This window comes from Halopseudomonas litoralis (genome assembly GCF_900105005.1).
Lineage (GTDB): Bacteria > Pseudomonadota > Gammaproteobacteria > Pseudomonadales > Pseudomonadaceae > Halopseudomonas > Halopseudomonas litoralis.
Genome location: NZ_LT629748.1, coordinates 3,913,955 through 3,940,071 on the forward strand (window position 1 = coordinate 3,913,955; position 26,117 = coordinate 3,940,071).

Annotated in this window: 16 protein-coding genes, 2 tRNA genes and 2 rRNA genes; 16 read left to right on the forward strand and 4 right to left on the reverse strand. The window is 58.2% G+C overall.

Annotation, left to right across the window (positions count from 1 at the left end; all coding sequences use genetic code 11):
* Window positions 1–95: 95 nt before the first annotated feature.
* From BLU11_RS18820 to recD, 15 genes are all read left to right on the forward strand, one after another.
* Window positions 96–172, forward strand: a tRNA-Ile gene (locus BLU11_RS18820).
* 33 nt (window positions 173–205) lie between these two features.
* A tRNA-Ala gene (locus BLU11_RS18825) sits at window positions 206–281 on the forward strand.
* Window positions 282–573: 292 nt separating this feature from the next.
* Window positions 574–3,465, forward strand: a 23S ribosomal RNA gene (locus BLU11_RS18830).
* 154 nt (window positions 3,466–3,619) lie between these two features.
* Window positions 3,620–3,735 (forward strand): 5S ribosomal RNA (gene rrf, locus BLU11_RS18835).
* 246 nt (window positions 3,736–3,981) lie between these two features.
* Window positions 3,982–4,950 (forward strand): thiosulfate ABC transporter substrate-binding protein CysP, encoded by a 969-nt coding sequence (gene cysP, locus BLU11_RS18840; protein WP_090276688.1) that lies wholly within the window; start codon window positions 3,982–3,984, stop codon window positions 4,948–4,950.
* A gap of 12 nt (window positions 4,951–4,962) precedes the next feature.
* On the forward strand, window positions 4,963–5,829 hold the full coding sequence (cysT, locus tag BLU11_RS18845; protein WP_090276006.1) for a sulfate ABC transporter permease subunit CysT: 867 nt from the start codon (window positions 4,963–4,965) through the stop codon (window positions 5,827–5,829).
* Window positions 5,830–5,834: 5 nt separating this feature from the next.
* The gene (cysW, locus tag BLU11_RS18850) at window positions 5,835–6,698 is read left to right on the forward strand and encodes a sulfate ABC transporter permease subunit CysW (protein WP_090276007.1); all 864 of its coding nucleotides are present in this window, start codon (window positions 5,835–5,837) and stop codon (window positions 6,696–6,698) included.
* Window positions 6,698–7,822: a sulfate/molybdate ABC transporter ATP-binding protein gene (locus tag BLU11_RS18855; protein ID WP_090276009.1), complete on the forward strand. Its 1,125-nt coding sequence runs from the start codon at window positions 6,698–6,700 to the stop codon at window positions 7,820–7,822. Before cysW ends, BLU11_RS18855 begins: the two co-directional genes overlap by 1 nt.
* 110 nt (window positions 7,823–7,932) lie before the next feature.
* Complete coding sequence (locus tag BLU11_RS18860; protein ID WP_157718715.1) at window positions 7,933–8,586, forward strand: porin family protein; 654 nt, start codon at window positions 7,933–7,935, stop codon at window positions 8,584–8,586.
* Between the two features lie 168 nt (window positions 8,587–8,754).
* A complete protein-coding gene (gene nspC / locus BLU11_RS18865) occupies window positions 8,755–9,852 on the forward strand; it encodes a carboxynorspermidine decarboxylase (protein ID WP_090276690.1) in 1,098 nt (365 codons plus the stop codon).
* A gap of 39 nt (window positions 9,853–9,891) precedes the next feature.
* Window positions 9,892–11,130 (forward strand): saccharopine dehydrogenase family protein, encoded by a 1,239-nt coding sequence (locus BLU11_RS18870; protein WP_090276013.1) that lies wholly within the window; start codon window positions 9,892–9,894, stop codon window positions 11,128–11,130.
* Between the two features lie 154 nt (window positions 11,131–11,284).
* Window positions 11,285–12,631, forward strand: coding sequence for a glutamine synthetase family protein (locus BLU11_RS18875; RefSeq protein WP_090276016.1), 1,347 nt, complete (start codon window positions 11,285–11,287; stop codon window positions 12,629–12,631).
* Between the two features lie 121 nt (window positions 12,632–12,752).
* On the forward strand, window positions 12,753–16,235 hold the full coding sequence (gene recC, locus BLU11_RS18880; protein WP_090276018.1) for an exodeoxyribonuclease V subunit gamma: 3,483 nt from the start codon (window positions 12,753–12,755) through the stop codon (window positions 16,233–16,235).
* Window positions 16,232–19,927 carry an exodeoxyribonuclease V subunit beta gene (gene recB / locus BLU11_RS18885; RefSeq protein WP_090276020.1) on the forward strand — a complete coding sequence of 1,232 codons (3,696 nt, stop codon included), beginning with the start codon at window positions 16,232–16,234 and terminating at the stop codon, window positions 19,925–19,927. Before recC ends, recB begins: the two co-directional genes overlap by 4 nt.
* A complete protein-coding gene (gene recD / locus BLU11_RS18890; RefSeq protein ID WP_090276022.1) occupies window positions 19,917–22,004 on the forward strand; it encodes an exodeoxyribonuclease V subunit alpha in 2,088 nt (695 codons plus the stop codon). The genes recB and recD overlap by 11 nt, the downstream gene beginning before the upstream one ends.
* Here recD and BLU11_RS18895 read toward each other — a convergent pair.
* From BLU11_RS18895 to BLU11_RS18910, 4 genes are all read right to left on the reverse strand, one after another.
* Complete coding sequence (locus tag BLU11_RS18895; protein WP_090276024.1) at window positions 21,988–22,482, reverse strand: NUDIX hydrolase; 495 nt, start codon at window positions 22,480–22,482, stop codon at window positions 21,988–21,990. The two genes, recD and BLU11_RS18895, sit on opposite strands and share 17 nt — an antisense overlap.
* Entirely contained in the window at window positions 22,479–23,438 is a 960-nt protein-coding gene (locus tag BLU11_RS18900) for a hypothetical protein (RefSeq protein WP_090276026.1), read from the reverse strand. The genes BLU11_RS18895 and BLU11_RS18900 overlap by 4 nt, the downstream gene beginning before the upstream one ends.
* A 61-nt stretch (window positions 23,439–23,499) precedes the next feature.
* Entirely contained in the window at window positions 23,500–24,201 is a 702-nt protein-coding gene (locus tag BLU11_RS18905) for a gamma-glutamyl-gamma-aminobutyrate hydrolase family protein (protein ID WP_090276029.1), read from the reverse strand.
* Window positions 24,183–25,184 carry an amidoligase family protein gene (locus BLU11_RS18910; protein WP_197674228.1) on the reverse strand — a complete coding sequence of 334 codons (1,002 nt, stop codon included), beginning with the start codon at window positions 25,182–25,184 and terminating at the stop codon, window positions 24,183–24,185. The genes BLU11_RS18905 and BLU11_RS18910 overlap by 19 nt, the downstream gene beginning before the upstream one ends.
* A 434-nt stretch (window positions 25,185–25,618) precedes the next feature.
* On the opposite strand from BLU11_RS18910, the gene BLU11_RS18915 reads away from it, so the two are divergent.
* On the forward strand, window positions 25,619–25,816 hold the full coding sequence (locus BLU11_RS18915; RefSeq protein ID WP_090276034.1) for a hypothetical protein: 198 nt from the start codon (window positions 25,619–25,621) through the stop codon (window positions 25,814–25,816).
* Window positions 25,817–26,117: the final 301 nt, after the last annotated feature.

Genomic DNA, 26,117 nt, shown 5'->3' on the forward strand with positions numbered 1-26,117 from the left:
TCTGTTTTTCAAGCACTCACACGAATTACTTGATTCCGAAAGAAAGGCGATTGGGCCTGTACTCCAAGCAGCAACGGTGGCAGCCCGAGATAATTGGGTCTGTAGCTCAGTTGGTTAGAGCGCACCCCTGATAAGGGTGAGGTCGGCAGTTCGAATCTGCCCAGACCCACCAATTATCGAGGTGTCAGATTCGTCAGGTCTGAACGGGGCCATAGCTCAGCTGGGAGAGCGCCTGCCTTGCACGCAGGAGGTCAGCGGTTCGATCCCGCTTGGCTCCACCAGGTCAGCATGCAGGCTTGGAAGATTGACCAACATCGCCGGTACTCGATAAGAGTTCATACATGAATTATCCCGCAGGTTTATGATGGGATGATTGATGTCTGATCTTTGATCAGTCGCTCTTTAACAATGTGGAAAAGTGATAGAAGTAGACAAGACATAACGGGTGTTTCACTGCACACGTTATGGCTAAGGTAACTTGTGATCTCAAGTGCAAGTTCCGGATTGTCGTGAAATCATGTCAAGACGTATGGCAGCAAGCGATCAGCGCAAGCAGATTGTTTGGGGTTATATGGTCAAGTGAATAAGCGCATACGGTGGATGCCTTGGCAGTCAGAGGCGATGAAAGACGTGGTAGCCTGCGAAAAGCTTCGGGGAGGTGGCAAACGACCTTTGATCCGGAGATATCTGAATGGGGAAACCCACCCAGCATAAGCTGGGTATCACACACTGAATACATAGGTGTGTGAGGCGAACCCGGGGAACTGAAACATCTAAGTACCCGGAGGAAAAGAAATCAACCGAGATTCCCCAAGTAGTGGCGAGCGAACGGGGAGCAGCCCTTAAGCGGTATTGAGTCTAGTGGAACGCTGTGGGAAAGGCGGCCATAGTGGGTGATAGCCCCGTACACGAAAGACTCTTTGCCGTGAAATCGAGTAGGTCGGCGCACGTGAAACGTTGACTGAACATGGGGGGACCATCCTCCAAGGCTAAATACTCCTGACTGACCGATAGTGAACCAGTACCGTGAGGGAAAGGCGAAAAGAACCCCTGTGAGGGGAGTGAAATAGATCCTGAAACCGTATGCGTACAAGCAGTGGGAGCCGACTTGTTCGGTGACTGCGTACCTTTTGTATAATGGGTCAGCGACTTATATTCAGTAGCGAGCTTAACCGTCTAGGGGAGGCGTAGGGAAACCGAGTCTTAATAGGGCGTTTAGTTGCTGGGTATAGACCCGAAACCGGGCGATCTATCCATGGGCAGGTTGAAGGTGCCGTAACAGGCACTGGAGGACCGAACCGACTACCGTTGAAAAGTTAGCGGATGACTTGTGGATAGGAGTGAAAGGCTAATCAAGCTCGGAGATAGCTGGTTCTCCTCGAAAGCTATTTAGGTAGCGCCTCGTGTATCACCACTGGGGGTAGAGCACTGTTTGGGCTAGGGGGTCATCCCGACTTACCAACCCCATGCAAACTCCGAATACCAGTGAGTGCAGAGCACGGGAGACACACGGCGGGTGCTAACGTCCGTCGTGAAAAGGGAAACAACCCAGACCGTCAGCTAAGGTCCCAAAGTTATGGTTAAGTGGGAAACGATGTGGGAAGGCTTAGACAGCTAGGAGGTTGGCTTAGAAGCAGCCATCCTTTAAAGAAAGCGTAATAGCTCACTAGTCGAGTCGGCCTGCGCGGAAGATGTAACGGGGCTCAAACCATACACCGAAGCTACGGGTGCATCTTAGGATGTGCGGTAGAGGAGCGTTCTGTAAGCCTGTGAAGGTCAATTGAGAAGTTGGCTGGAGGTATCAGAAGTGCGAATGCTGACATGAGTAACGACAATGGGAGTGAAAAACTCCCACGCCGGAAGACCAAGGGTTCCTGCGCAACGTTAATCGACGCAGGGTGAGTCGACCCCTAAGGCGAGACCGAAAGGTGTAGTCGATGGGAAACGGGTTAATATTCCCGTACTTCTGGTTACTGCGATGGGGGGACGGAGAAGGCTAGGCCAGCACGGCGTTGGTTGTCCGTGTTTAAGGTGGTAGGCTGAGATCTCAGGTAAATCCGGGATCTCAAGGCCGAGAACTGATGACGATCCTTCTTTTTAGAAGGAGAAGTGGTTGATGCCATGCTTCCAGGAAAAGCCTCTAAGCTTCAGGTAACCAGAAATCGTACCCCAAACCGACACAGGTGGTCAGGTAGAGAATACCAAGGCGCTTGAGAGAACTCGGGTGAAGGAACTAGGCAAAATGGCACCGTAACTTCGGGAGAAGGTGCGCCGGCTAGGGTGAAGGACTTGCTCCGTAAGCTCTGGCTGGTCGAAGATACCAGGCCGCTGCAACTGTTTATTAAAAACATAGCACTCTGCAAACACGAAAGTGGACGTATAGGGTGTGACGCCTGCCCGGTGCCGGAAGGTTAATTGATGGGGTTAGCTTCGGCGAAGCTCTTGATCGAAGCCCCGGTAAACGGCGGCCGTAACTATAACGGTCCTAAGGTAGCGAAATTCCTTGTCGGGTAAGTTCCGACCTGCACGAATGGCGTAATGATGGCGGCGCTGTCTCCACCCGAGACTCAGTGAAATTGAAATCGCTGTGAAGATGCAGTGTATCCGCGGCTAGACGGAAAGACCCCGTGAACCTTTACTATAGCTTTGCACTGGACTTTGAATTTGCTTGTGTAGGATAGGTGGGAGGCTGTGAAACGTGGACGCCAGTTCGCGTGGAGCCAACCTTGAAATACCACCCTGGCAACTTTGAGGTTCTAACTCTGGTCCGTTATCCGGATCGAGGACAGTGTATGGTGGGTAGTTTGACTGGGGCGGTCTCCTCCTAAAGAGTAACGGAGGAGTACGAAGGTGCGCTCAGCACGGTCGGAAATCGTGCGTAGAGTATAAAGGCAAAAGCGCGCTTGACTGCGAGACCAACACGTCGAGCAGGTACGAAAGTAGGTCTTAGTGATCCGGTGGTTCTGTATGGAAGGGCCATCGCTCAACGGATAAAAGGTACTCCGGGGATAACAGGCTGATACCGCCCAAGAGTTCATATCGACGGCGGTGTTTGGCACCTCGATGTCGGCTCATCACATCCTGGGGCTGAAGCCGGTCCCAAGGGTATGGCTGTTCGCCATTTAAAGTGGTACGCGAGCTGGGTTTAGAACGTCGTGAGACAGTTCGGTCCCTATCTGCCGTGGACGTTTGAGATTTGAGAGGGGCTGCTCCTAGTACGAGAGGACCGGAGTGGACGAACCTCTGGTGTTCCGGTTGTCACGCCAGTGGCATTGCCGGGTAGCTACGTTCGGAAAAGATAACCGCTGAAAGCATCTAAGCGGGAAACTTGCCTCAAGATGAGATCTCACCGGGGACTTGATCCCCCTGAAGGGCCGTCGAAGACTACGACGTTGATAGGCTGGGTGTGTAAGCGCTGTGAGGCGTTGAGCTAACCAGTACTAATTGCCCGTGTGGCTTGACCATATAACACCCAAACAATTTGGGCCTATGGCTTGACGCATTGAACGACAGTCTGGAACTGCAGGAGATTGCAAGTCCTTAACCTTGTCTGATAAACAACTATCACTTTTCCCACCCTTTACGCCGTGTGGACTGACAAACGCACAGCAACGAATTGCTTGACGACCATAGAGCATTGGAACCACCTGATCCCATTCCGAACTCAGCAGTGAAACGATGCATCGCCGATGGTAGTGTGGGGTTTCCCCATGTGAGAGTAGGTCATCGTCAAGCGCTATACCGAAACACCCCGATCTGGAAACAGGTCGGGGTGTTTCTCTTTGTGCCGTCCAAAATCTTGATGCTTATTACTTATCGTTTGGAGTAATAAGCAAAACGGTATAACGCATATATTGTTATATAGAGGTGGCTTCGTTATGCTCTTCGGCCTGATTAACCCATTGCAATAATCTGCCTGGAGGATGTATGACCACCAACCGTTCTTTGTTCAAGCGAGCCAGCCATCTCGGTGGTGTGCTGATGTTGAGCGTCGGTTTGTCCGTTGGTCACGCCCAGGCGGCGGATCAGGAGTTGCTCAACTCATCCTATGATATTGCTCGCGAATTGTTCTCTGCCTACAACGAGCTGTTCACCGAGCAATGGCAGAAAGAGACCGGCAAGACTGTTGAGGTAAAACAGTCGCATGCAGGCTCCTCTCGTCAGGCCCAAGCCATTATCCAAGGGCTGCGGGCGGATGTGGTTACTTATAATCAGGTGACCGATGTCGACATCCTGCATGAGCGCGGCAACCTGATTCCGGAAGATTGGCGCGATCGATTGCCCAATTCCAGTTCGCCGTATTATTCGACCATGGCTTTCCTGGTTCGCAAGGGTAACCCGAAGAACATCAAGAACTGGGACGACCTGGCTCGTGATGACGTGAGCTCGGTACTACCCAACCCGAAGACCTCTGGCAATGGCCGCTACACCTATCTCGCTGCTCTGGGCTACGCACAGAAGACCTACGGTGATGATCAGGAAGCGATTGATGGCTTCTTGCGCACCATGCTGGGTAATGTCGCCGTATTCGACACCGGTGGCCGTGGTGCGACCACGACCTTCGTTGAGCGCGGCATCGGGGATGTGCTGCTGACTTTCGAGTCGGAAGTGAACAACATTGCCGCGCAGAATGCAGATTATGAAGTGGTAGTGCCGAAGATCAGCTTCCTGGCAGAGTTCCCGGTTACCTGGATCGACAAGAGCGTCAAGCACAATGGAACCGAAGAGCTGGCCAAGGCCTATCTGGAAGGGCTGTATTCCGAAGATGCCCAGCGCTTGATTGCCGGTTTCTATAACCGCGTGCATAACGAGACGGTGAAGGCCGAATTCTCCGAGCAGTTCCCGGAAGTCGAATTGTTGCCGGTGGAAGAGATTGGCGGTAGCTGGGAAAATGTCATGAAGGTGCATTTCGCCAGTGGTGGTAAACTTGACCAACTTCAACGTCGGTAAAATAGCTTTCAGATGAATCGATCTTTTTCCGGTCTGTTACCGGGTCGTTCCAGCCAACCCGGCAAGCGTGTCTTGCCGGGTTTTGCTTTGAGTCTCGGTGTCTCGCTGTTCTTCATCAGTATCGTCCTGTTGTTGCCACTCACTGGTCTGATCATGCAGACCACTGGCATGGGCTGGGAACAATATTGGGCGGTGGTCACCGATGAGCGGGTAGTCGCCTCCTATAAGGTCACCTTGTGGACTGCGGCGATTGCGTCGATGATCAACGGCCTGGTGGGGCTGTTACTGGCCTGGGTGCTGGTACGCTACGACTTCCCCGGCAAGCGCATCATGGATGCGCTGATCGACTTGCCGTTTGCATTGCCCACGGCTGTCGCCGGGATCACCTTGACCGCATTGTTTGCTGCAGATGGTTGGTACGGGCAGTTCTTCACTGCTCTTGGCATCAAGGTGGCGTTCACCCCGCTGGGCATCATAGTAGCGATGTCGTTCACCAGTCTGCCTTTTGTAGTGCGAACGGTTCAACCTGTCTTGGAAGACCTGGCACCCGAGGATGAAGAGGCAGCGGTGAGTCTGGGTGCCTCTGATTGGACGGTGTTTCGCAGAATACTGTTTCCGGCGATGTGGCCGGCACTGATGACCGGTGTGGCCTTATCGTTCACGCGCAGTCTTGGTGAATTCGGTGCGGTGATCTTCATCGCCGGCAACATGCCCTACGTCAGTGAGATCATCAGCCTGATGATCTTTGTGCGACTGCAGGAGTTCGATGCTGCGGCTGCCAGCGCCATCGCGTCGGTGGTACTGATCGCTTCGCTGATTCTGCTGCTGGGTATCAATCTATGGCAGGCGCGATATCTGCGCCGGTCGCACGGACGGTAACGAGCATGCATGAACGCAAAACAATGCGCGCAGGTGATCAGTCCTGGGTGAAATGGTCATTGATCGGTTTGGCCATGCTGATGACCATATTGATGCTGGTCATACCGCTGATCATCATTTTCACCCAGGCATTTTCCGCTGGCGGCGCCAATTACTGGGCCAACCTGACCAACAGCTACACCCTGCACGCAATCGGGTTGACCCTGATGGTGGCAGCGCTGACGGTGCCCATCAACCTGGTTTTCGGGGTGCTGCTGGCCTGGCTGGTGACGCGCTTCGACTTCCCCGGACGCAAGGCCTTGATCACGCTGATCGACATCCCCTTCGCCGTCTCGCCTGTGGTCGCCGGTCTGTTGTATCTGCTGTTGTATGGCAGCAATGGCTGGTTGGGCAGCTGGCTGATCGATCGGGATATGCAGCTGATGTTCTCCTGGCCGGGTATCGTGATGGTGACGGTATTCGTGACCTGTCCTTTCGTGGCCCGCGAGCTGATCCCGCTGATGCAGCAACAGGGGCGCGAGGAAGAAGAGGCGAGCGTGGTTCTGGGTGCCACCGGCTGGCAGTTGTTCCGTCGGGTTACCCTGCCGAACATTCAATGGGCGCTGCTGTATGGCGTGGTGCTGACCAACGCGCGGGCGGTTGGTGAGTTCGGCGCGGTATCCGTGGTATCGGGCAACATCCGTGGTCAGACTAACACCCTGTCATTGCACGTCGAGCTGCTGTATCAGGATTACAACGTGGTTGGCGCTTTTGCCAGTGCATCGTTGCTGGCCGGTATCGCGCTGCTGACCATTATTGTGAAAAGTTTTGTGGAGTGGCGGCAGGCACGTCAGCGTGCTCCTCTGAATGAACAATCGGATAATCGCTGATGAGTATTTCCATAGAAGGTATTAGCAAGCATTTTGGCTCCTTTCAGGCACTGAAGAACATCTCGCTGGACATCCCGGATGGTCAACTGGTGGGTCTGCTGGGGCCATCCGGATCGGGCAAGACCACCTTGCTGCGCATCATTGCCGGTCTGGAAACCGCCGATAGCGGACGAATTCTCTTTCATGGCGAAGACGTTACCAATTTGCACGTGCGCGAACGCAAGGTCGGCTTCGTGTTTCAACATTACGCGCTGTTCCGGCATATGACGGTGGCGCAGAATGTGGCCTTTGGTTTGGAGGTGCTGCCTGCACGGGAGCGGCCACCTGCGGCGGAGATTCGCAAGCGCGTCGACATGTTGCTGGAGATGGTCCAGCTCGGTCAGCTGGCTGAGCGTTATCCGGCACAGCTGTCCGGTGGCCAGAAGCAGCGTATTGCCCTGGCGCGCGCTCTGTCGATGAAGCCTCAGATCCTGTTGCTGGATGAGCCCTTCGGCGCTCTGGATGCCAAGGTGCGTAAGGATCTGCGCCGTTGGCTGCGCGCTCTGCATGCGGAGTTTCATTTCACCAGCGTCTTTGTCACCCATGACCAAGAGGAGGCGCTGGAGCTGTCCGATCAGGTGGCGGTGATGAGTGCAGGGCGGATCGAGCAGGTAGATAGACCGCAACAGCTTTATGCCGAGCCAACCAGCCGCTTTGTGTTCGACTTCCTCGGTCATGTGAACGTCTTCGCCGGCGACCAGCAGGGTTCGTCGCTGAGCCAGGGCGATGCCTGGGTGCGTCTGCCTGCCAATGCGGCAGAGCAGGCGGCGCAACTGTATATGCGTCCGCATGAAGTCAGTCTGCAGAGCATGCCAGCTGCGCATGCGAACCTTCCGCTACGTATCGAATCAATCAGTCTGGTGGGGGCCGAGGTACGACTGGAGTTGTCCCCCATCGGCTGGGAGGCGCAGGAACACTGGGAAGTCGGCATCACTCACGCGCAATTCAACAGCTGGCAACCGTCCCGGGGCGATCACTGTTTTGCCGCGCCGCGAGTCGCTCATATTTTCGGACATGAAGAGCAGGCGCCTGAAGCGATACGCTGGGAAATCGGTGAGCTGGACGACCCGGCCGCGATGATCTGATATTGGCGTGACATTATCTCGAGCAGTGATTAATATCCGAAACGCGTACTTGATGTAGGCAAGGAACGGCTGCTATCGAGCAGCCCCATAGAATGGAATGGAGTAAGTTCATGTTGCGTAAGTCACTGTTGGCGATCCTGGTTTCTGGTGCAATGGTTGCTGGTGTTCAGGCCGCCGAAATTCAGCCTAATGGTTATCTGTTTGGTAATATCGGGAAGTCTGATGCAGATACACCTGACTATATTAGCGGACTGGATCGCGAGTTAGGTATCACTGCCAACGACTTCGGGCTGGGGTTCGGGTCGGATTATGATGAGCAGGACTCTGCATTCAAAGTTGGCGCGGGCATTCAAATAAATCGTCACGTCGGTTTGGAGTTTCAATACATAGATTTGGGTACAGTTACATATAAAGCAAGACTGAGCGACGGTATCGATACATTGAACGCCAAGGTTACCGGAGGCACTGATGGCTTCGGTGCGAATGTGGTTGGTACGTTGCCCTTTGACCGCTTCAAGCTGCTCGGCAAGATCGGATACCATAAACTCAAAACCGAAGTTAAGGAAAAGGTATCAGTCGTTGGCATTGGTACCTTTGCAGAAGGAAAGGAGTCGGTTACCGAGTGGGTTAGCTCGTTTGGGGTTGGTGCATCCTACGCTTTTACTCCGCAGATTGAGCTGGTGGCTGAATTCGAGCGTTATCAGGACGTGGCAGATGAATACGATGTGGACTTCGCCTCCATCGGCCTGCGCTACAACTTCTGATCCCTTCAGCCCGGGGCGCTCTGCCCTGGGCTGTTTCCGCAATACGCCGTACTGAATCAAAGCTGTCGCCGACCAAATTCCCTCGAAGCACCGTCCCCTTTGCACTATAATCGCCCGTTTGCGTAATTGCCTGGCTCCGCGCCCGGCGAATTCGAGGGCCATGACATCGTGATCAAGACGCCGTATTACCTGATCGACAAGATCAAACTGCAGCGCAACATGGAAAAAATCGCCTATGTGCGCGAGCACTCCGGCGCCAAGGCATTGTTGGCGCTCAAGTGTTTTGCTACCTGGTCGGTATTCGACCTAATGCAGGAATACATGGACGGCACCACGTCATCGTCGCTGTACGAGGTCAAACTCGGCAAGCTCAAGTTCGACGGCGAGACTCATGCCTACAGCGTGGCCTATGCCGATGATGAAATTGAAGAGGTGCTGGCCCATTCGGACAAGGTCATCTTCAACTCCATCAGCCAGCTGCAGCGTTTTGCCGATGTCTCGGCCAATCACACCCGGGGGCTGCGACTCAACCCGCAGATCAGCAGTTCCGACTGGCTGATTGCTGACCCGGCACGTCCGTTCAGCCGACTGGGCGAATGGGACGCACAGAAGGTCGAGCAGGTTGTCGACCAGATATCCGGCTTCATGATCCACAACAATTGTGAGAACAGTGATTTCGCCCTGTTCGACAGCATGTTGCAGCAGATCGAGGAGCGCTTCGGTGAATTGCTGAAGCAGGTGCAGTGGGTCAGCCTGGGTGGTGGAATTCATTTCACCGGCGAAGGCTATCCGTTGGATCAGTTCTGTGCTCGTCTGAAGCAATTCTCCGAGCAGTACGGCGTACAGGTGTACCTGGAGCCAGGCGAAGCAGCTATCACCATGAGTACCTCACTCGAAGTGTCAGTGCTGGATACGCTGTATAACGGCAAACAACTGGCCGTGGTCGACAGTTCCATTGAAGCGCACATGCTGGACCTGTTGATATATCGTCAGCCGGCGAGAATGGAGCCCTGTGATGGCGCCCATGAATATATGGTCTGCGGCAAGTCCTGCCTGGCCGGTGATATTTTCGGCGAGTTCAGATTTGATCGCGAACTGCAGGTAGGTGATCGTCTTTCGTTCATCGATGCTGCAGGTTACACCATGGTAAAGAAGAACTGGTTCAATGGCGTAAGGATGCCATCCATCGCTGTACGCCAGCTTGATGGTGAGGTTGAACTGGTCCGGGAATTCGGATTCGAAGATTTTGTAAGTGCCCTCTCCTGAGGTCATGCCCAAGCCGAGGAGGCATTCAGAGGAAGAGAAATGAAGAGAAACGTTCTGATTATTGGTGCCGGAGGAGTGGCTCAGGTCGTCGCGCACAAGTGTGCGCAGCATAATGACGTGCTGGGTAACATCCATATCGCCTCGCGTACTGTCGAGAAGTGTCAGGAAATAGTCGACAGCGTGCGGGAAAAGGGCAGTCTGAAAACTGCCGGTGAATTGCAAGCCCATGCTCTGGATGCGCTCGATATCGAGGCAACCAAGGCTCTGATTGCCAAGACACAGTCGCAACTGGTCATCAACGTCGGATCGCCTTTCATCAACATGTCGGTCTTGCAGGCCTGTATCGAGACCGGCGCCGCCTACCTCGACACCGCCATCCACGAAGACCCAGACAAGATCTGCGAAACACCGCCGTGGTATGCCAACTATGAGTGGAAGCGCCGCGAGCTGTGTGCAGAGAATAAGGTTACTGCCATCCTCGGGGTGGGTTTTGACCCGGGCGTGGTCAACGCCTATGCAGCAATCGGGGTGAATGAGTATTTTGACAGTGTCAGCGATATCGACATCATCGATATCAACGCGGGTAGCCACGGTCACTATTTCGCTACCAATTTCGACCCGGAAATCAATTTCCGTGAGTTCACCGGCCGGGTGTGGAGTTGGCAGAACAGCCAGTGGGTGCAGAACAAGATGTTCGAGGTCAAACGCACCGACGACCTGCCGGTAGTCGGCCAGCACTCGAGCTATATGACCGGTCACGATGAGCTGCACTCGCTGTCGAAGAATCTGGATGTGCCGAACATTCGCTTCTGGATGGGATTTGGCGATCACTACATCAATGTATTCACTGTTCTGAACAGTTTGGGTCTGCTGTCCGAGCAGCCGATCACTACCGCAGAGGGTCTGGAAGTGGTGCCGCTCAAGATGGTCAAGGCAGTGCTGCCCGACCCGGCCTCGCTGGCCCCGAAATACACCGGCAAGACCTGCATTGGTGACATCGTCAAGGGCAAGAAGGACGGCAAGGACAAGGAGATCTTCATCTATAATGTCGCCGACCACGCCGAGGCCTATGAAGAAGTGGGCAGCCAGGGCATTTCCTATACTGCCGGTGTACCTCCAGTTGCTGCGGCGATTCTGATTGCTCAGGGCGTCTGGGACGTGCAGAAGATGGTCAACGTTGAAGAGTTGGACTGCAAACCCTTCATCAATCTGCTCAATGAGATCGGCCTGCCGACGCGAATCAAGGATGCGGACGGCGATCGCCTGTTGAGTTTCTAAGGCGACTTGCGACATGAAAATCCCCGGCTCAGGCTGGGGATTTTTCGTTGCGTCAGCAGTGGGGCGGGTCAGTGAAATTATTCACCAAGCAGCCAATGCGGTAATATCGTTGCCTTTTCCAGGCAGGCAGCTGTCTCAACAAGGTGTTTTCCCCATGACCTCTCTATCCGCAGCTCAATCTCTTTCCCAGCGCCTGGATGGCATAGGCGAGGTTGAGTTTCTGATTCCAGACATGAATGGAATACCGCGCGGCAAGGTGATCCATGCCCGGAATTTCATAGAGGGGCGTCGGGTGCAGATGGCCTATGGCGTGCTGGTGCAATGTCTGACCGGTGAATATCCCGATCCGCGCTATTACGGCTACGATGACAGCGACTTCATCCTGCACCCACTGCCGGGGCAGCTGCACATCACACCATGGACGGCGACGCCGCGGGCGCTGGCCTTGTGTGAAGTACTGGAGATGGATGGCGCGCCATCCAAACTGTCCTCGCGCAGCATGCTGCAGCGAGTGGTGGAGGGCTATGCAGCGCGGGGCTGGGCACCCAAGGTGGCCACCGAGATGGAGTTCTATCTCTTCGAACAGAACGCCGATGTGCAGCAGCCGTTTCGCCCACCGGTGGGATTGGATGGCCGCCGTGAGGTGGGTAGTCAGGCCTTTGCTGTCGGTTCGGTGACCGGTCTGCAGCCCTTTTTTGCTGAATTGAAGGCCGCTATGACGGCCCTGGGTATTCCCTGTGAAGCAGTCATGCACGAGATGGGATTGAGTCAGTATGAAGTCAACTTCACCCATGACGATCCGCTGCTGATCGCCGATCAGACGTTCCTGTTCAAGTACCTGCTGCATGAGGTTGCCCTCAAGCACGGCCTGATTGCGGTCTGCATGGCCAAGCCCTTGTCGAAAATGCCTGGCTCGTCGATGCATATCCATCAGAGTGTGGTGGACCAGAGCGGGCAGAATATCTTCACTGATCCCGACAGTCTCCAGGCTACGGCGGCGTTCCGGTATTATCTCGGCGGTATGCAAGCGCATCTGGGTGATCTGATCCTGCTGATGGCACCAAACATCAACTCCTATCAGCGCTACTGTCACACCTACGCCTCGCCGAACAATCTGTGCTGGTCGAATGACAACCGTCGCACCGGTCTGCGCGTCCCCGCCAGTGAGCCGGATGCGCGGCGTGTGGAGAACCGTGTGCCCGGCGCGGATGCCAATCCCTATCTGGCGGTAGCGGCCAGTCTGGCTGCCGGACTGCACGGCATTGATCATGCACTGGAGCCGGATCTGCCGGCCCAGGGCGAGTTCGAGGTGCCGGAGGATCTGCGTCTGAGCTGCACTTTGCACCGTGCGATTCGTCGGCTGGAACGCAGCAGCATGGCCCGCGAGGCGTTCACCGATGAATTCATCGACGGCTATCTGGCATGCAAGCGCGTGGAACTGGAACATTTCCTGGACGAAATCAGTCCCTGGGAGCGGCGTTTCCTGGGTAGCGTGATCTGAGTTCAGGCTCCGGTTTCAGCCATTTGCGTTCCGGCGCACGCGACGTCGCAATGGGCTGGTACTATCTGAATGACGGGCCGGGATAGATAGCCGGCCGCCTCATTGCTGCACAGGAGCTGGCATGTCGGACGCCGAATCACTCGTACCAGGTTTCATGATCATCCATGGCAATCGCCTGGAAGGCCTGCGCCAGCTGGTGGTGAACTGGGTGGCCAGGTATCCGCTGGGGCCGCTGGAAAATGATGTGGTGCTGGTGCAGAGCAACGGCATCGCCCAATGGCTCAAGCAGGCGCTGGCCGCGGATGTGACTGATGACGAAACCAGTGGCTGCGGGATTGCTGCTGCTTTTGATGTAAAACTTCCAGCTCGCTTTCTATGGGATGCCTACCGGGGCGTGCTGGGAGCAGAATCCGTACCGGCCAGCTCGTCGCTGGACAAGGCACCGCTGACCTGGCGGCTGATGCGCCTGTTGCCGGCGGTCATGCATGAGCCGGTGTTCGAGCCGCTGCAGCGTTTCCTGGCCGATGATCAGGATTGCCGCAAGCGCTATCAACTGGCCGAGCGACTGGCTGACCTGTTCGACCAGTATCAGGTGTATCGTGCCGACTGGCTGGGCGACTGGGCCGCCGGTCACGACCAGATTCGCCATGCCCGCGAAGGGGTAAAACCGCTGGAGCCAGCCGACTGCTGGCAGCCTGCGCTATGGCGAGCGTTGTTGCAGGATGTTGGCGAGGCCCGTCTGGCGGATAGCCGGGCAGGTATCCATCCGCGCTTCGTCAGCCAACTGGCCGAGCTGAGTGAACGCCCCGCTGGCTTGCCGCGCCGGGTCATCGTGTTTGGTATCTCGTCATTGCCAGCGCAGACACTGGAGGCGCTGGCAGCCATCGGTCGGTTCAGTCAGGTGCTGCTCTGCGTCCTCAATCCCTGCCAGCATCACTGGGGTAATATCGTCGGTGATCAGGATCTCCTGCGTCACCAGTATCAGCGTCAGCAGCGTCGTCCCGGCAGCCCGCTGGATCTGGATGAGAACAGCTTGCACCAGCATGCTCATCCCCTGCTTGCAGCTTGGGGAAAGCAGGGTCGCGACTATATCAACCTGCTCGACAGCCACGATGAGCGTGCCAGTTATGAGCATCAGTTTCAGGCCATCAATGGTGGGCGCATCGATTTGTTCGATGAACCGGATACGGTGTACCTGCTGGGTCAGCTGCAGTCGGATATCCTTGACCTGCGTCCGCTGGCCGAGACCCGCGTACAATGGCCGCCAGTAATGGCGCAGGATCAATCCATCTGCTTTCATCTGGCCCATAGCGCCCAGCGCGAGGTCGAGATTCTGCATGATCAGTTACTCGCCTGGTTCAATGCTGATCCCAGCCTGAAACCGCGCGACATCATTGTCATGGTGCCGGACGTCAACGCCTACGCGCCCTCGGTGCAGGCTGTATTCGGTCAATACACGCCGGATGACAAGCGCTACATTCCCTTCACTCTGGCCGATCAGGGCCAGCGTGGTATTGAGCCTCTGCTGATCGCGCTGGAGTCATTACTGCGCCTGCCGGACAGCCGCCTGCCGGTGAGCGAGGTACTCAGCCTGCTGGATGTGCCCGCGCTGCGCGCGCGCTTCGGTATTCAGGAAAGTGAATTGCCCACGCTGCGGCGCTGGATCGAGGGGGCCGGCATCCGCTGGGGCATGCATGCCGAGAGTCGCGCCGCGCTGGGTCTACCGGGCGGGCTGGAAGCCAATACCTGGCGCTTCGGTCTGCGGCGCATGTTGCTCGGTTATGCAGTAGGTGCGGGTGATCCTTATGCCGGTATCGAACCCTACGATGAAATCGGCGGACTGGATGCAGCGCTGATCGGCCCTCTGGTGGCACTGCTGGAAGCGCTGGATCAAGCCTGTGCTCGGCTGGCTGAGCCGGCTCCGGCAGTTACCTGGGGCGTGCGTATGCGCGCGCTGCTGGAAGACTTTCTGCTGCCAGCCGGCGAGCGTGACGAGCGCCTGCTGGGGCAGCTGGATGAAGCCATGGATCAGTGGCTGGAGCTGTGCGCCGGGGTCGAGCTCAACGATGATCTGCCGCTCAATGTGGTGCGTGAGGCCTGGCTGTCCGGGGTCGAGCAGAGTCAGTTGGGGCAGCGCTTTCTAGCGGGGGCGGTGAATGTCTGCACACTGATGCCAATGCGTGCCATCCCGTTCCGGCGCATCTGCCTGCTGGGCATGAATGATGGTGATTATCCACGTGCGCAGCCGCCGCTGGATTTCGACCTGATGGCCCGCGATTATCGTCCTGGTGACCGTTCGCGTCGGGAAGACGATCGCTACCTGTTACTCGAAGCCTTGCTCTCGGCACGCGAGCGTCTGTATGTCAGCTGGGTAGGGCGCAGTATCCATGACAACAGTGAGCGCCCGGCCTCGGTACTGGTCGGTCAGCTGCGTGATCATCTGACCAGCGGTTGGCGCGCCGAGCATGATGAAGCGCTGCTGGCGATGCTGACCCTGGAGCATCCTCTACAACCCTTCAGCAAGGATTACTTCCAGGGCGACGAGGCGCTGTTCAGCTATGCCCACGAATGGCTGCCGATGCATGGGGTGCAAGGGGTTGGCACAACCGCCGCGCGTTTGTCCGACCTGCTGCCCGATGCGCCGATCGAAGTGGAGCAGCTGCAGCGCTTCCTGCGCAATCCCGCCGTGCACTTCTTCACGGGCCGGCTCAAGGTGTTTCTGGATGAGCGCAATGACAGCCTCGACGACCATGAACCCTTCGCTCTGGATGCCCTGCAGAACCACCAACTGAGCGAAACCCTGTTGCAGGCCTGTCTGCCGCTGCCAGCAGAGCAGGATGTCGATGACGCGCTGACCCATCTGGCTTCGCGCTTGCAGGGGCAAGGCCGGTTTCCGTTAGCGGGCTTCGGCGAGCTGGCTCGCAGCCAGCTGATTCTGCCGCTGGGCGAGCAGATGCGCCGTTTTCAAGCGGTGGCGGCCGAGTGGCCGGAGATTATCGACAACCCGCTGGCGCTGGAGGCGGGGCAGCATCAGGTGCAGCTGGCCAGCTGGCTGAGCGGCGTGCGCAAGGCCTCCGGCAGCGATGCGCTGGCGAGGATCAACCTGGTGCCGGGCAAGCGGTTGGGCAAGAAGAAGTCCCTGCGCTGGCGCCAGCTGATGGCCGACTGGGTCATACATGTGCTGGCCTCGGCCAGCGGCCATGACCTGCAGACCTGGGTCGTGGCCGGCGACGCCACGCTGCATTTCAAGCCATTGCCCGCACCGCAGGCGCAGAATCTGCTGGAAGTCTGGTTGGCCGCCTGGCTGGAAGGGCTGAGCCGACCGTTGCCCTGTGCTCCGGACACCGCCTTTGCCTGGCTGGACAATCTCGCCAACGGTGAGGAGAAAGCCACTCAGGCAGCGCAGGCGGCCTATGAAGGCGGTTTCAAACTGACCGGTGAGGTCGAGCGCAGTGCAGCCCTGCGCCGGCAGTATCCCGATTTTGCCAGTCTGATCGCGTCGGGCGAGTTTGCCGAGCTGAGTCAGCAATTGTACGCGCCGTTGACCGAAGCCTGCCGCGACCAGTTGCTGACCCTGGTTGACGCTATCGGAGAAGATGCATGAGCACTGATAACCTGCCCTTGGCGCTGCGCTTTCCGCTGCGGGGCAGCCGCCTCATCGAGGCCAGCGCCGGGACCGGCAAGACCTTCACCATCTCCGCGTTGTACCTGCGTCTGGTTCTGGGCCATGGTGATGACGATTCCCGTTTCAATCGTGAGTTATTGCCGCCGGAAATTCTCGTGGTCACCTTCACCGATGCTGCCACACGCGAATTGCGTGACCGCATTCGCGCAAGGCTGGTGGAAGCAGCCCAGGCTTTCCGTGGTGAGTTGGCCCGTCCCGATCCAATCCTGCTGGCACTGTTGGCGGACTATCCCGAGCAGAGCCATGCGGGATGTGCTCGCCGCTTGGACATTGCTGCCCAGTGGATGGACCAGGCCGCCGTATCGACCATTCACAGTTGGTGCCAGCGCATGCTGCGCGAGCATGCCTTCGATAGCGGCAGCCTGTTTGCCCAGCAACTGGAAACCGATCACAGCGATCTGCTGGCGGATGTGGGACGCGATTACTGGCGCGAGCAGTGCTACAACCTGCAAGGCCCGGCGCTGCACTGGGTGGTGGAGAAGTGGCAGCAGCCGGACAACCTGATCGCCCGGGTCAGAGTCTTGTTTCGGGAATCCTTGAATGACGCCGGGCAGGGGCTGCAGCATATCATCGAGCCGGCTTTGGAGCAGTGCAGCCAACGTCTGGCTGAATTGAAACAACCCTGGCTGAACTGGGCCGACGAGTTGGAGCAGTTGCTGGACAGAGCGTTTGAGGCGGGGCAGGTCAACAAGCAGAAGATTCACAGCCGTTACTACCGCAACTGGTTTGCAGTCTTGCGCGACTGGGCCGCGAACGAGGCGCTGACGGAGTTGAAACTGCCGGATTCCGCTTGGAATCGCCTGAGCCACGATGGTCTGGCAGAAGGCTGGAAATCCGGCGAGTTGCCGAGTCACCCAGCTCTGGACGCGCTCGGCCAATTGCGTGTGGCGCTGAATAATCTGCCTGATCCGGGACAGCCGGCCCTGCGGCATGCGGCGTGCTGGATTCGCCAGCGTTTCGAACAGGAAAAGCGGCGGCGCGCGGAAATGGGTTTCGATGACATGCTGGAGCGGCTCGAGGCGGCCCTGCAGGGCGTGAATGGCGAGCGCCTGGCCGAGGTCATCCGCCGTCAGTTTCCGGTGGCCATGATTGACGAGTTTCAGGACACCGACCCTCTGCAGTACCGCATCTATGACCGTATCTACCGGGTCGAGGCCAATGACCCCGAGCATGGCCTGTTTCTTATCGGCGACCCCAAGCAGGCGATCTACGCTTTTCGCGGCGCGGACATCTTCACTTATCTCAAGGCCCGTCACGCCACCGCCGGGCGGCACGACAACCTGGATACCAACTACCGCTCCAGCCAGCCCATGGTCGACGCGGTCAATCATGTTTTCCAGCTGGCCGAGCAGCGTCCCGACGGGCATGGCGCCTTTCTATTTGCCCGTGACGGGGACAATCCGCTGCCGTTCATTGCGGTGGGCGCACAGGGGCGGGCAGAGCAGTGGACGGTCAATCAGCAGCCACCAGCCGCACTGACCGCCTGGCACCTGGCGAGTGATAAACCGCTGTCCGGTGATGCCTATCGGACCGAGATGGCAACGCGCTGCGCCAGTGAAATGGTGCGCCTGCTCAATCTCGGGCAGCACGGTGAAGCGGGTTTCATGCATCCAGAAGAGGGGCTGCGGACGGTCTGCCCGGCGGATATGGCGGTACTGGTGCGAAACTTCCGTGAAGCCCAGGCGATCCGGGACGAGCTGGCTGCACGCGGTGTGCGCAGCGTCTACCTGTCGGACAAGGACTCGGTATTTGCCAGTGCCGAAGCAGTCGATATTCTGCGCTGGCTGCGTGCTTGCGCCGAACCGGATAATGATCGGCTGCTGCGCGCGGCGTTGGCCAGCCCGACGTTGAATCTGGATTGGCAGGTGCTGGATGCTCTGAATCAGGATGAGCGCATCTGGGAGCACCGGGTCTTCCAGTTCCGCGATTATCGACGCATTTGGTTGCGTCAGGGGGTACTGCCGATGTTGCATCGGCTATTGCACGACTTCAGCCTGCCGGCGCAGTTGCTGGCCGGCAGCGATGGCGAGCGGCGTCTGACCAATCTGCTGCATCTGGCCGAGCTGCTGCAGCAAAGCGCCCGTGAACTGGATGGTGAGCAGGCGCTGATCCGGCATTTTGAAGAGCTGGTGATCAACCCCGGAGACAATACCCAGGATGAGCAGGTGCTGCGGCTGGAAAGCGATGCGGCGCTGGTCAAGGTGGTCACCATCCACAAATCCAAGGGACTGGAATATCCGCTGGTGTTCCTGCCATTCATCTGCAATGCCCGCATGACTCAGGGCGACCAGCCACTGGCGATCCATGGCGATGGCGGTACCCAGGTGGTGCTGCAGCCGACCGAGGAAGACGTGCAGCGCGCCGATGCCGAGCGGTTGGCCGAGGACATGCGCCTGTTGTATGTCGCGCTGACCCGCGCGCGCCACGCTTGCTGGCTGGGCATGGCCGATCTCAAGTACGGCAACAAGGCGTCGTCGGTGCTGCACCGTTCCGCGATTGGACAGTTGCTCGGCGGTGGCCAGTCACTGTCAGCTTCCGCCGATCTGGCGGCCTGGCTGGGGCAGTGGGATGCCGAAGGGATTGCGCTGCTGCCGGCGCCGGAGATCGACGATAACCACTACACACCGCCCCAGGTGGAGAGTCAGCAACTGCAGGCACGCGAAGCCAGACGCCGCGCGGCCGAGCACTGGTGGATCGCATCCTACAGCGCCCTGCGCCCGGGTGAGACGGCAATACCACGCACGCGCAGCGATGACGCTTCACCGGATAGCCCGGCGGCGCAGAAAGCCGCCGATGACGATCGCCGGGCAGTATTCCAGCCGCTGCGTCCGGGCGAGACGCCGAGCATCCATCGTTTCCCCCGCGGCCCAAACCCCGGCACCTTTCTGCACGGCTTGCTGGAGCTCGCGGGGAACGAAGGCTTTGCCAGTCTGGCTTCTGCCGAGGCTTGCGCTCGATGGCTCAGGCCACGTTGTGCGCGCCGGGGTCTGAACGAGTGGATCATACCTTTGAGCGAGTGGCTGAGCAGGCTGATCAACCGCACGCTGCCGCTGGATTCAGATCATCCGGCCTTCAGCCTGATGCAACTGCGGCGTGATCAATACCAGCCGGAAATGGAGTTCCTGTTTTCTGCCAGCCGGGTGGATGTCAGTGCCCTGGACCAACTGGTGCAGGCGGCCATTGCCCCCGGTATGCCGCGCCCTGAGTTGCCAGCGGAACGCCTGAATGGACTGTTCAAGGGCTATATGGACCTGGTGCTGGAGCAGGACGGACGCTATTACGTGGTCGATTACAAATCCAACTGGCTGGGCGCCGATGAAAGTGCCTACACCGCGCAGGCCATGCAGGCGGCGGTACTGGATCATCGTTACGACCTGCAGTACGTATTCTATGTGCTGGCGCTGCATCGTCAGTTGCGCGCGCGCCTTCCTGGCTACGATTACGATCGACATGTCGGCGGGGCACTGTATTGGTTCATCCGCGGCAGTGAAGCGGACAACGCCGGCGTATGGCATGACAAGCCGCCCCGTAAGTTGATCGAGGCACTGGATCGTCTGTTTATCGGTGCAGCGGCGGGCGGTAATACCGAGGAGATGGAACATGAGCGTTGAACAGCTGGATCTGCTCGCGCAGCTACCGGCCGGCCAACCGGAGCCGGTGGCGGATGCCGACGTGCTGCACCAACTGGAGCAGTGGGTCGAAGTCGGCTGGCTGCGTGCGTTGGACCGGGCGCTGGCAGTGTTTCTGCTGGATCTGGCACCGGACAGCGATCCGCTGGTGCTGCTGGCGGCGGCACTGGCCAGTCATCAGCTCGGTCACGGGCATGTCTGTCTGGATCTGGGCGCAACCATGCAGGCCCCCGACCTGAGTCTGTCGTTACCGCCGGAAGGGCAGGAAACCGGGCGAGATATCCTGTTGCCCTCGCAATTGCTCAAGGGCGTGACGCTTGACGCCTGGCTTCAGGCATTGGCAGCCAGTGTGATGGTCGACAGACAACCCGAGGGCGAGCAGCCTGAGCGTCCGCTGGTGTTGCATGGCCAGCAGCTGTATCTGCGGCGTTATTGGCATTATGAACGGCAAGTGTTGGCGGCGCTCGGGCGACGGTTGCGGGCTCGACCGGCCTTGCCATCGGGATTGCCGCAGGGGCTGGAGCGGCTGTTTGCCGATAGCCGGCAGCAACCGGACTGGCAGAAACTCGCCTGCGCGCTGGCTGCCCGCGGGGCCTTCAGTATCATCACCGGCGGCCCCGGTACCGGCAAGACCACGACGGTGGTGCGTTTGCTGGCGCTGCTGCAGGAGCCGGCGGTGGTCGCCGGAAAGCCGCTGCGCATCAGGCTGGCAGCACCCACCGGCAAGGCGGCGGCGCGGCTGACCGAATCCATCGGTCGGCAGGTCGGCAGTCTGCAGGTCAGCGCAGCGGTGCGTGAACACATTCCCACCCAGGTCACTACCCTGCATCGTCTGCTGGGCAGCCGGCCGGACACCCGGCACTTCCGTCATCATGCGGGTAATCCGCTGGCGCTGGACATGCTGGTGGTGGACGAGGCGTCGATGATCGATCTGGAAATGATGGCTAACCTGCTGGCTGCATTGCCTGCCCATGCGCGCCTGGTCCTGCTGGGAGACAAGGACCAGCTGGCCTCGGTGGAAGCGGGTGCGGTACTGGGTGATCTGTGTCGTGATGCCGAGGCGGGTCGTTACAGTGAGCAAACCCAACAGTGGCTGGAGCAGGTCGGTGGTCAGTCCATTGCGGCTGCCGGACTGTTGGCTGGCGACGAGCGTCAGCATCTGCTGGCGCAGCAGACGGTAATGCTTCGCCACTCCCACCGTTTCGGCACGGACAGCGGCATCGGCGAGCTGGCGCGCAAAGTCAACCATGCCGACCCGCAGGCGGCCCGCAGGGCGTTGGGGCAGCAGTGCTATCAGGATTTGCACCAGCATATGGCAACCGGGCTGGATGACCCCAGACTGGCGTCTCTGATACTCGGCAGCGGCGCGGCCGAGGCATCGCTGCCTGGCTATGGCGATTATTTGCAGCTGCTGGCGCAGCAGCGTCCGGCAGCCGATCTGTCTGCCGAGGACCCGACCTGGGAGGAGTGGGCGGGCCATGTTCTCGCGGCCTTCGACCGCTTTCAGGTGTTGTGCGCGGTGCGCAAGGGGCCTTGGGGCGTCGAGTCGCTGAACCGGCATCTGGCCGAGCTGATGCACCGGCGCGGGTTGTTGCCTGCGGCGCAGGGTTGGTATGAAGGGCGTCCGGTACTGGTTACACGCAACGATTACGGACTGGGGCTGATGAACGGCGATATCGGTATCGCCCTGATGATCCGCGAGCGGCCACTGCACGCCGGCGAGCCGGAGCGCATGGTGCTGCGGGTAGCTTTCCCGCGTAACGACGGCAGCGGGCGCCTGCGCTTCGTGCTGCCCAGTCGGCTTACCGAGGTGGAAACCGTGTTTGCCATGACGGTGCACAAATCCCAGGGCTCGGAGTTTGCCCACGCCATGCTGGTGCTGCCGGAGGCGCGCAGTCCGCTGTTGACCAAAGAGCTGGTGTACACCGCGATTACCCGCGCCAGCCGAGACTTCACCTTGCTGGAAACCCGCCCCGGTGTATTCGAAGCGGCAGTGGCACAGCCCGTGCGGCGGGTGAGTGGGCTGGATCTGGGGAGCGAGGTCAATCCACGCGATTGAACAGGAATGCCAGCGCCGCCAGGGTAAAGCTATCTTCGATCTCGCCAGTCCTGAGCATCTGCCGTAGGTGTGGCAGGCTGATGCGATTTATGTCCTGCGCTTCATTATCGCGTTGGGCGGGCTGGCTGTTGTTGTCGATCCGGGCGAGATAGAGATCGACGGAGGATGCCAGGATGGCTGAATTGGGCTTGAGCCGGCCCAGCAGAGTCAGCTGATCTTCATTGACCTTATAACCGGTTTCTTCGGCCAGTTCTCGGCGTGCACAAGCCAGGCTGCTTTCCCCCGGCTCGCCGTAACCGCGGGGGATTTCCAGTTGCAGTCCTGGGTGGGCTTGGCGCTTGACTCGCAGCAATAGAAAATCATCATTACCGATCTGCGCCAGAACAGCTGCGCCGTTGCGGGCATTGTCTTCCACAATCCAATGAAAGTGGCCTTCCTGAACCACACGAAACCAAGGGTTTTCATACAAGGTCTTCATTTGATCTCCAAACCCATGAAACGGCGCATGCGAGGGTACATACCGAACCAGTTCTTGCGGGTCATATAGGTCTTGCCGCCATCGACCATCTTGTCTTCGATATAGCCGATGGCCTCCTCTGTCAGAAAGCGAACGATCTCGCCAGCGCCGAAGCTGGAGATGAATTCGAACACCTTCAATGGATATTGGATCAATTCAATCTCTCGGCGCATCGACTTGAAACCGATGCTGGCATCCAAAATCACTTCGGGGACGCCGGTCAGATAACGGATGTCGTCCTGCAAGAAACCTTCGTTGGGGATAGCGAACAGCGAATTGTAGGCAGGATCAATGATTTCCGCCCGAAAACGAGGGAAAGTCCCCATGCCCCTTGAACCGAAGAAATTCTGCGTGTGGCTGTACCACTCGGAGCGTGAAATGGCCTTATCTGCGCCCAACAGAAACAGATTGTAATCACCATCACTCTCGAAATAATGTTGTGCACAGGCCGGGTCCGCCAGCCGGGTGAAGACTTCGTTGCGTAGACTTTCCCTGACCAGAGACAGGTCCTCTGTCACCGGACGGACTTCGTGCAGCACTTTCTGCAATGCTGCGATGCGGTCGCGCATTCGCTGCTGCTGGTAGCGGTCCAATGCATCCTTACGTGGGGCGCCTGGCAAGCTGGAGAGAATGAAGCTGCCAGGCAGGGCGTGGTAATACTCTTCCAGATTGGAGTGCTGCGCCATGCCGAACCCACGAATCACCAGCTTGCCGCTACCTTCCTCGTTCAGGTATGTGACGACATTCGTCTGTCCTATGACCGGTGCGATATCGAGATTGTCGATCAGCGCATTGGGCGACAGCACCACGCCATCGGCGAAGGCCAGGCCGGTGAGAAAGCGTTTGCGCAGTTCATCGCCATCCAGCGCGCGAACCGAATCGCAGTTGGACAGCAATAGTTTTTCCTTGAACAGCATTCAAATCGGTCTCCCTTCAACAATACGCGCCATAATATGGCAGCGAACAGCTGCCTGGCGATTAAAATGAAGATCGGGAACGTTTGCTCGCAGCTTCGATCAAGGCCTGAAACAGACGACGTTGGCGGCGTACCAGCAGCAGAAACTCCGGATGCCACTGCACCCCGATCAGGAAGGGGTGCTCCGGGTCTTCGATGGCCTGGATGATGCCGTCGAGATCGCGCCCGCTGACCTGCAGTTGCTGGCCGAGCTGATTGATGGCTTGATTGTGCAGGCTGTTGATCTGCGCCCGCTCGGTGCCAAACAGGTCTGCCAGTCGACTGCCGGGTACGATGTCCAGAGTTTTCAACGGTAGAACGGTACGACGGTTGGAGGTTCTGCGGCGCTGGGAGCGCAGCTCCTGATACAGATTGCCACCGCGGCGCGCATTGAGCAATTGCGCGCCGCGACAGATACCCAGCAGAGGCAGCTGGTGTACCAGGGCGTCATCTATGATCGCCGCTTCCAGCGCGTCACGCTCGGGATCATATTTGGGTACCGCTTCTGGCTCGGCGGTATATAACACCGGGTCGATATCATGCCCGCCGGTGATGACGACGCCGTCATACTGGTGTTGTTGCCAGGTATCACCCGGGCGTAGCTGCAAGGGTTTGCCGCCATACCAGCGAATGGCGCAAGCAACCAGGAAGCGTGGCCCGAAGGCACCTCGTTGTGGGCCGGTCACCGCGATGATCGGAGGCTCGTTCACTCCTCGTTCAGCCATTGACGCTCCACTTGGGTTTTCCAGCGATCCAACAAACGCCCCAGACCCTGATCCAGGTGCTGCCCATAGGCTCTGCAGCAGGCATTCAGGCGCTCGGTGTCGTCCGCCAGGGACTCGACTTGCAACCAGTCATGCCAGGCGCCGCCGATGCCCCAGCCAGGTTGATCGACCAAGCTGTTGGGCAGCCGGTAGTGCAGCGCTGGCCGCGCCTTGATCAGTGGGTCTGCGGTGGCCGCCCGAACTTGCTGCTCATTCAGATGCTTGAACAATGGCAGCATATCCAGCGCACGATTGCGGGTCGGGTTGGCCCGCAGATAATCGGCAATCAGTTGCTGCTGGTCGGGCCAGTAGTGCGGGTCGATCACTTGTCTGATATAGACTGGCGGAAACGGCTCGGCGAAAGCCGTCAGACGTCGCGTCAGGTTGATTCTGGCGCGCTGGGCGAGCCAGTCGTACAGACAAAGAAAAGCCTTGAGATAGGTTGTAATGGTGTCGGTCTGAAGATCCGGCAGGTCGGGATTGAACTGCATGCCGAAGGCGCTGATAACGCTGCCGGAGGTGCCCTGGGCGCCGGCTATCCGCAGCAGGGCGATGATATCGTCGAACTCGCCGAGGCGGGACATGGGCAGCGGGGGGCTGACCAGCTCCAGTGGGACGACATCGGTGGTGGCCCATTTGATCAGGTCTTCCACCGAGGTGCGCAGTTCATCCCCCAGGTCGTTTTCCAAGCGTTGCTCGCGACCCATTTCCCGCAGCAGGGTGAAGTCCAGTTCAATGCGCCATTCTCCGGCGGGGTCGCCCAGCAGCGTGCGTTCATAGCGGCTGACCGTCTGGCTGCGCAGCTTCAGGTAACGACTGCAGATAGCGGTCAGGCGGTCGATATCCAGCCCACTCATTTCCAGCTCTACACCGACGCGTCGCATATCACCGGTGTCGGTATGACTGCGCGCCGGCAGCATGAGTGGCGGGGAGGGCGTGGTCATGCGCTGGCCCGTTGTCTGAATAAAGCCCTGTCATGTAACGGCATCAGCACTGCGGGGGTAGCCTCAAACAAGATCTGGCGTGATAGAATCGGTCTGCTCCGTTCTGGCTGTCTCGCCCGGAACGTCATCCGGTCGGGTTGTTTCCTGCCTCCATGGCAGTTGTCCTCAGAAATGACCGCGACCGACGACAGCCAGACTGTCAGCTTCCAGTTGTCGTTTGAAACGGAGCCAAAAGGATATTTCCGGGCCAGGGTGATCTGACATCTGCATCCATAACTCCCGTGCGCTGCCGATTGGCGTGGTTGTGCGGTGTTGACTCAGGCCTGAACAAATTTGACCTGTATGAACTCAAGGCTAGCCGCTGATAGCGTCATCGTCCATCCGATGCCGCCCGGCGAACAACAGAGTTTTATTTAATTTCCGGTAGGTTAACTATGAGCAAGAATGCTGCGTTCCGTGAAATCGAACGCAAACTGGCTGAAAACCTGGCGCAACTTGATGCCAGGAAGAAAACCGAACATTTGCGCGAAGAGCGCGCATTCGGTGATGAACTCAAGGCTCTGATGAAAAGCTATCGGCTGTCCGCACCGGATGTGCTGGCCATCCTCCATTCGGCGCCCAAAGCGCACTGAACATCTCGTTCGCTCCTCCGGCTTAGTTGCACTGCCATCTCCAGGACGGCGAAACCACTGCGAGGATAGCGGTCTTGTAATGGTATTCGGCGTTGCCTGCTGTAGTCATGAGCTCTGTTTCGTTATTGTTGTCATGAGAGCAGAGCTTCAGGCATTGCTGAGCGCCGCGTTTGCCGGAAACAGACGAGTGAGACACCTATCGATTTTTACACCGCGCCCGGTTGGGTTATCATGCGCTGCTTTTTCGGCAACCTTTCATACAAGCGACTAAGGTTAATGCTGAGTCAGCGTTATCCATGCC